Annotated in this window: 6 protein-coding genes; 1 reads left to right on the top strand and 5 read right to left on the bottom strand. The window is 64.5% G+C overall.

Going from position 1 to position 4,716, the window contains the following annotated elements; translation table 11 throughout:
* Positions 1 to 359: 359 nt before the first annotated feature.
* Genes ACFY9I_RS42135 through ACFY9I_RS42120 form a run of 4 tightly spaced genes read right to left on the bottom strand, consistent with a single transcriptional unit; the run spans position 360 to position 2,739 of the window.
* Positions 360 to 659, bottom strand: a complete 300-nt coding sequence (locus ACFY9I_RS42135) for a hypothetical protein (RefSeq protein WP_391012734.1) — start codon at positions 657 to 659, stop codon at positions 360 to 362.
* Complete coding sequence (locus ACFY9I_RS42130) at positions 656 to 886, bottom strand: hypothetical protein (protein ID WP_391012731.1); 231 nt, start codon at positions 884 to 886, stop codon at positions 656 to 658. The genes ACFY9I_RS42135 and ACFY9I_RS42130 overlap by 4 nt, the downstream gene beginning before the upstream one ends.
* Positions 886 to 2,325 carry a hypothetical protein gene (locus tag ACFY9I_RS42125; protein ID WP_391012729.1) on the bottom strand — a complete coding sequence of 480 codons (1,440 nt, stop codon included), beginning with the start codon at positions 2,323 to 2,325 and terminating at the stop codon, positions 886 to 888. The genes ACFY9I_RS42130 and ACFY9I_RS42125 overlap by 1 nt, the downstream gene beginning before the upstream one ends.
* A gap of 3 nt (positions 2,326 to 2,328) precedes the next feature.
* Positions 2,329 to 2,739, bottom strand: a complete 411-nt coding sequence (locus tag ACFY9I_RS42120) for a hypothetical protein (protein WP_391012726.1) — start codon at positions 2,737 to 2,739, stop codon at positions 2,329 to 2,331.
* Between the two features lie 173 nt (positions 2,740 to 2,912).
* Between ACFY9I_RS42120 and ACFY9I_RS42115 the strand changes: the two genes are divergently transcribed.
* Positions 2,913 to 3,212: a hypothetical protein gene (locus tag ACFY9I_RS42115; RefSeq protein WP_391012723.1), complete on the top strand. Its 300-nt coding sequence runs from the start codon at positions 2,913 to 2,915 to the stop codon at positions 3,210 to 3,212.
* Between the two features lie 263 nt (positions 3,213 to 3,475).
* Here ACFY9I_RS42115 and ACFY9I_RS42110 read toward each other — a convergent pair whose 3' ends face one another.
* Positions 3,476 to 4,504: a protein rep gene (locus ACFY9I_RS42110; protein WP_391012720.1), complete on the bottom strand. Its 1,029-nt coding sequence runs from the start codon at positions 4,502 to 4,504 to the stop codon at positions 3,476 to 3,478.
* Between the last annotated feature and the right edge of the window lie 212 nt (positions 4,505 to 4,716).

Here is a 4,716-nt window from a genome sequence, read left to right as displayed (position 1 = left end):
GGTTAAACAAAGTCCGTAGTAGTACCAAGGCGGGCGTCCGCCAGGCCGCCGGAGGCGGCCCGGCGCCCCCTCCCGGCTTCGCCACGGGGGCGCCGGGAAACCCGGCGGCCGCCGTTGGCCCGAAGGTCCTGTGCGGCCTGTGCTCCGTCCAGCGGGACGACCGCCGTGCCATCCGTTTGCGGGGTGACACGAGCTGGTGCCGTGGCGGCGCCGTCGTCTACCGTGTCCATCACGTTCTCCGTTCGCGTTCCAGGTGGCGGAGGAAGAGGCCCGGACCGTGTGCGCGGTACCGGGCCTCCGTCGTTCCGTGTGATCCTGTCGTCAGTGGCCGACCGGCGAGGTAGTGACTCGCCGGGCGGTCACTTCCGCTTCTGGGGGCCGAGCAGGGTCTTGATGACCAGCCAGCCGAGGGCGCATGAGACGGCTCCGATCCCGACCGCCACTGCGACGACGGCCACGGCCAGGAGGACGGCGATGACGAGGGCGCCCGCTCCTCCGGCGGCGATGAGCTGTCCGCCGTGCTGGCGAAGCCAGGAGGGCTCCGGGGCCGCCTGCTGGACGATGACGTAGGCGGGAGGCTGGTAGAGGCTCTGAGGGGCGCTCAGGGGCTGCTGAGGGGTCACGGTGATGGGCTGCGGGGTGTACACGGGCTCGCTCACTTGCCGAACTCCTCCAGGTAGCCGGGGTAGACCTGTTCGACCAAGGCCGTGAACTCGCCCTCGCCGAGCTGGAAAGCGCCCGCCTCCTTCATGGCGTGGAAGGCCTCGTTGGCGGCGGCCTGTCCGCCGTCGGGGCTGAACTCGTTCTCGGGCTGGGCGAGCCCAGCAGCAATGGCCTTGCTGAAGCGGTAGAAGGCTTGGACGGCCTTCAGCATCTCGGGGGTCATCAACTGGCCTTCCTACGGCGGGCGTTGGTCTTCTTCTGGAGCGGCACGGTCTGGCCGGCCATCGTTTCGTCGGCAGCCGCGGACACGTCGGTAACGACCGGGGCGGGGGCGGGGATGACGTCCCGGCGGAGAGCCGCGGTCGAGGCGATGTACTGGGCCACCTGGTCTTCGTCGAGGTCTCCGACGCGCACCCTGTCGTAACGGGCACCCAGGCCGGGCAGGCCGGTGACGACGCAGACGCCGACGCTGGCGTCCTTGTCCACGAGGGCGGTCGGGTCGTTGTCGGGGTCCTTGCGGATGGCGGCGCCCAAGGCGGCCTCGCCTGCGTCGATAGTCGCGACGGCGAAGCAAACACCGGCTTCAAGATTGTCCCGGACAGCGGTCGGGATGGCGTCGGAAGTCTGCTTCTGGGTGCCGAAGATGCCGAGGACGCCGACCGAGCGACCCTCCTTCGAGATGGTCTGCATCATGCGCTTGTTGTGGTCGATGAGCTGCTTGTCCTTGCCGGTCAGACCGAGGGTGTCCGCGTAGTTGTGGCACTCGTCCATCACCACCAGGACCAAGGGGTTCTCGGTGGTCGGGCCGGTCTTCCAGAACCGGTGAGTTCCGCGTTCCTCGACCAGGGCGGCCGGGCGGTCCTTGATGAGGCGGACCAGCTCGGTGAGCTTCTGGTTGGCGGCCTCGGGGTTGTCGCCGACGACGAACATGGCCCTGCTGCCGACCTCTCCCCAGTCGCCGTATCGGGGGTCGCTGGTCTTGCCGTCGAAGAACGCGAACTGGACCTCAGGGCGACCTGCGAGCGCGGCGACCCAGCCGAGCATGAGGGTGGTCTTGCCGTAGGCGGGCATGCCCGCGACCTTGATGCCGGACAGCTGGCGGAGGCTGATGCCAATCTCGCGGCCCCACGGGTTGTGGCCGATCGGGAGGACCCACGAGTCGGCGGCCGGCCACGAGTACGGCCGGTGTTCATCGAGGGGGTTCCCGACGACCGCGCGGACCTCCAGGACGCTGGGCTTGAGGCGGTTGACCTCCACGGTTTCCACCTGCCAGGCATCGGCCAGCCACCCGGCGGCCTTCTCCCACTCCTCGAGGCCGACCTTGGGGATGGTGGAGACCAGGACGCGGACGCCCCAGGGCTCGGGGTACGTCTTGATCTTCGGGACCACGGTGACGGTCGCCTTGGTGTTGCCCTGCCAGTCCCGGACGCCCTTGGTGTTCTGGTCGACGCGGGCGAGCCCGATGTTGGGGGCGAGGCGCTTCCAGCGGGCGGAAATCCGCCAGGCGAGCCGCAGGCGGTCACGCTGGACCGGGGTCGCGGCGAGGTAGCGGAAGGAGTTGAGGAAGAGCCGGAAGGCCCCCCAGCCGACCAGGATCGCGAGGGCGATACCGGCGAAGAGCAGGGGGGCCGTACCGAGCCCGTCGAGGGTGACGGAGTCCATGGATCAGGCCTCCGAGGACGCCGACTTGCGACCGGCGGGGACGGCGGTCAGCGGGCGGACTTCGTCCGCCTGGTACCAGGCCGTACCGCCGGTGATGCGCTCGTTGCCGTTGCGGTCGGTGCGCTTCTCGACCGGGGAGACGCCGACGCGGAAGCCGACCAATTCGACCGGCTGGGGCATCTGCTGGAGAGCGTCACCGGGGTTCTTCTCGGTGTTGATGCCGATCTTGAGGATTTCGTTCTGGATCTTGCCGAACTGCTCGAAGGAGGCGACCACCTGGACTTCCCACTTGGGGGTGCCGTCCTTGGTGGTGTCCTGCTTGTCGTTCTGGCCGAACACCGTCTTGGGGGCACAGCTCATGAACATGACGGCCTTGAAGGTACGGGCCTGGTCAACGTGGAAGATCGCGGGCATTTGAGTCCCTCTCATCTCGGGTGATCACTGGTGTAGCTGGAGCCTCGGACATCCCGTCTCATGACGGGTCATCAGAGGCGGGCCTACTGACTACGGCCTGTTGCGTGCTCTACAGTGAACCTAGACGACGGGGACTGTCAAGTGACATGACGGATTGAGTGGGAGTGGATGGCATGGCCGACCCGGCGAGGATGAGGGCTCAGCTCAGGATTCAGGCATTGTCTGAACTGATCTCTTTTGCCTCAAATGCTGATTCTGCAATGTACCGTGATAAAGCCGAGTGGTATCGAAACCTAATTCGCGTCGGCGTAGAGATCAGCGAAGAAGCGAAGAAGTTGGAGACCGAGCTTTCGGCCCGAGCTGTCCAAGAGGGAGAGTTGACTGTGACAGCTGTCGCGACTGCCGCAAAGATCAGTCGGCAGGCAGTCTATTCGCGCGCTGAGACTCAATATCCAGACGGTATGCCAGAGTGAAAACGAAAGCCCCCGGACGGGGGCTTTTTTTTGTCCCGCCTGGGGGCGACCCTTCCGCCGGAGGCGGTGAAGATTTTTTGGGTTTCGGGCTGAGGAAGTCTTTACCTAAAGCCAATCTGCGGGGCCCCTCCGAGAGCAAGAAAAGGGGCCCGGTCCCTGCTTCGCACGGTGAGGACCCTTGGCCCTCACTGGACTACAAGTATAGTTGCCCCTTTTCATGCTCTCGCCCCGCAGATCGTCTTTAGGTAAACACTTCCCCAACCCTAAGCGACATTACTATCTGACGGAGCGTCAGGGGTTGCTGACGAGTCGTCAGATTCGAGTTTCTTGACAGCCCAGATCTGATGTGCTGTGAGGAGCTTGACGAGTTCGGGAAAGCCCCCTCGTTCGACGGCTTCGAGGACCCGGGCTTCGAGGCCGTGAGCGACCACCATCTTCCAGGATGCCTCCGCCAGCTCGGCGACTTCCCCGCCGGCCACTTCTTCTGCGGCGAGTTCTTCTTCCGTCTTCTCCTCAACTCCGAGGAGGGCCTTGAGCTTGGGTGACCACCTGAGCCAGGACTTTCCCTTGGTGGCTTTCTCGTACTCAAGCCAGAGATCAACAACCGCAGCGTCTCCGGTGAGCATCAGGTACTCGATCATTTCGAACGGGGTGAGGCTTCCGAGCTTCCCCTTTTTGAGATCACCACGGGCAACCTCATTGCCGATGTGGCGGCCGGAGTCTTGTGCTTTGGCGATGTACTCTCCGGCGCCTTGTGCGGTCATGACCTTGTCCCACTTCACCCCGTGGGTTTTGTTGGCGGGAAAGCCGTGTTTCTTGGTCCACTCGATCCAGAGTCGTTGCCAGCGAGCCATCATGTAAGTGAGTTGCTGTACATCAGGCTCAGCGTCGAAACAGACAATGACGTGGAGGTGGGGATGCCATCCGTTTTTGCCGTAGGTGATTTCTCGGGAATTGATTGTACCGATTTTCCCTGTGAGCTTCTTTTCCCGAACTGCGATCTTTCCATTTCCGAGTCGGCGGAAAGCGTCGTTGAGCGCATCAAGGAGTTCTGCCAATGCGTGGCCTTTGGCGTGGCGGACGGTAAAGGTGACCATCCATGCCGACCCGCCGGACATAATCAGCGAAGCAATTCCGACCGCGATCTCATTGGCCCGCTTGGCGCGGATCTTGGCCGAGCAGACGGGGCAGAGCCACCCGTTGGCGCAGACGCAAACCCCTGACGTGTAGGCCACCCCGTCACGGAGGTGGATCTTGACCCGGTCAACCTTGCCGTCCTGTCCCTGAGCCATGACCCGTCCGCAGGCCGAGAGCCGCTTGACCGACGTGAACGTCCAGATGGTTCGACGGACCTCGTACCGGCGTCGCCGACGACAGCAAGGTTCGGTCCCCATCCCGCATTCGTGCTGGTCAGAGGCGGTTTTCCCCGAGGGGGGTGAAACAAAGTCCGTAGTAGTACCAAGGCGGGCGTCCGCCAGGCCGCCGGAGGCGGCCCGGGGCCCCC

This window comes from Streptomyces sp. NPDC012510 (assembly GCF_042955065.1).
GTDB lineage: Bacteria > Actinomycetota > Actinomycetes > Streptomycetales > Streptomycetaceae > Streptomyces.
The sequence above is the reverse complement of the archived record's forward strand: the minus strand, read 5'-3'. Positions and strand labels throughout refer to the sequence as shown.

Coding starts and splice junctions, on each gene's coding strand:
- ACFY9I_RS42130 (WP_391012731.1), bottom strand. CDS start 886: ATGACCCCCGAGATGCTGAAGGCCGTCCAAGCCTTCTACCGCTTCAGC.
- ACFY9I_RS42125 (WP_391012729.1), bottom strand. CDS start 2,325: ATGGACTCCGTCACCCTCGACGGGCTCGGTACGGCCCCCCTGCTCTTC.
- ACFY9I_RS42120 (WP_391012726.1), bottom strand. CDS start 2,739: ATGCCCGCGATCTTCCACGTTGACCAGGCCCGTACCTTCAAGGCCGTC.
- ACFY9I_RS42115 (WP_391012723.1), top strand. CDS start 2,913: ATGGCCGACCCGGCGAGGATGAGGGCTCAGCTCAGGATTCAGGCATTG.
- ACFY9I_RS42110 (WP_391012720.1), bottom strand. CDS start 4,504: ATGGCTCAGGGACAGGACGGCAAGGTTGACCGGGTCAAGATCCACCTC.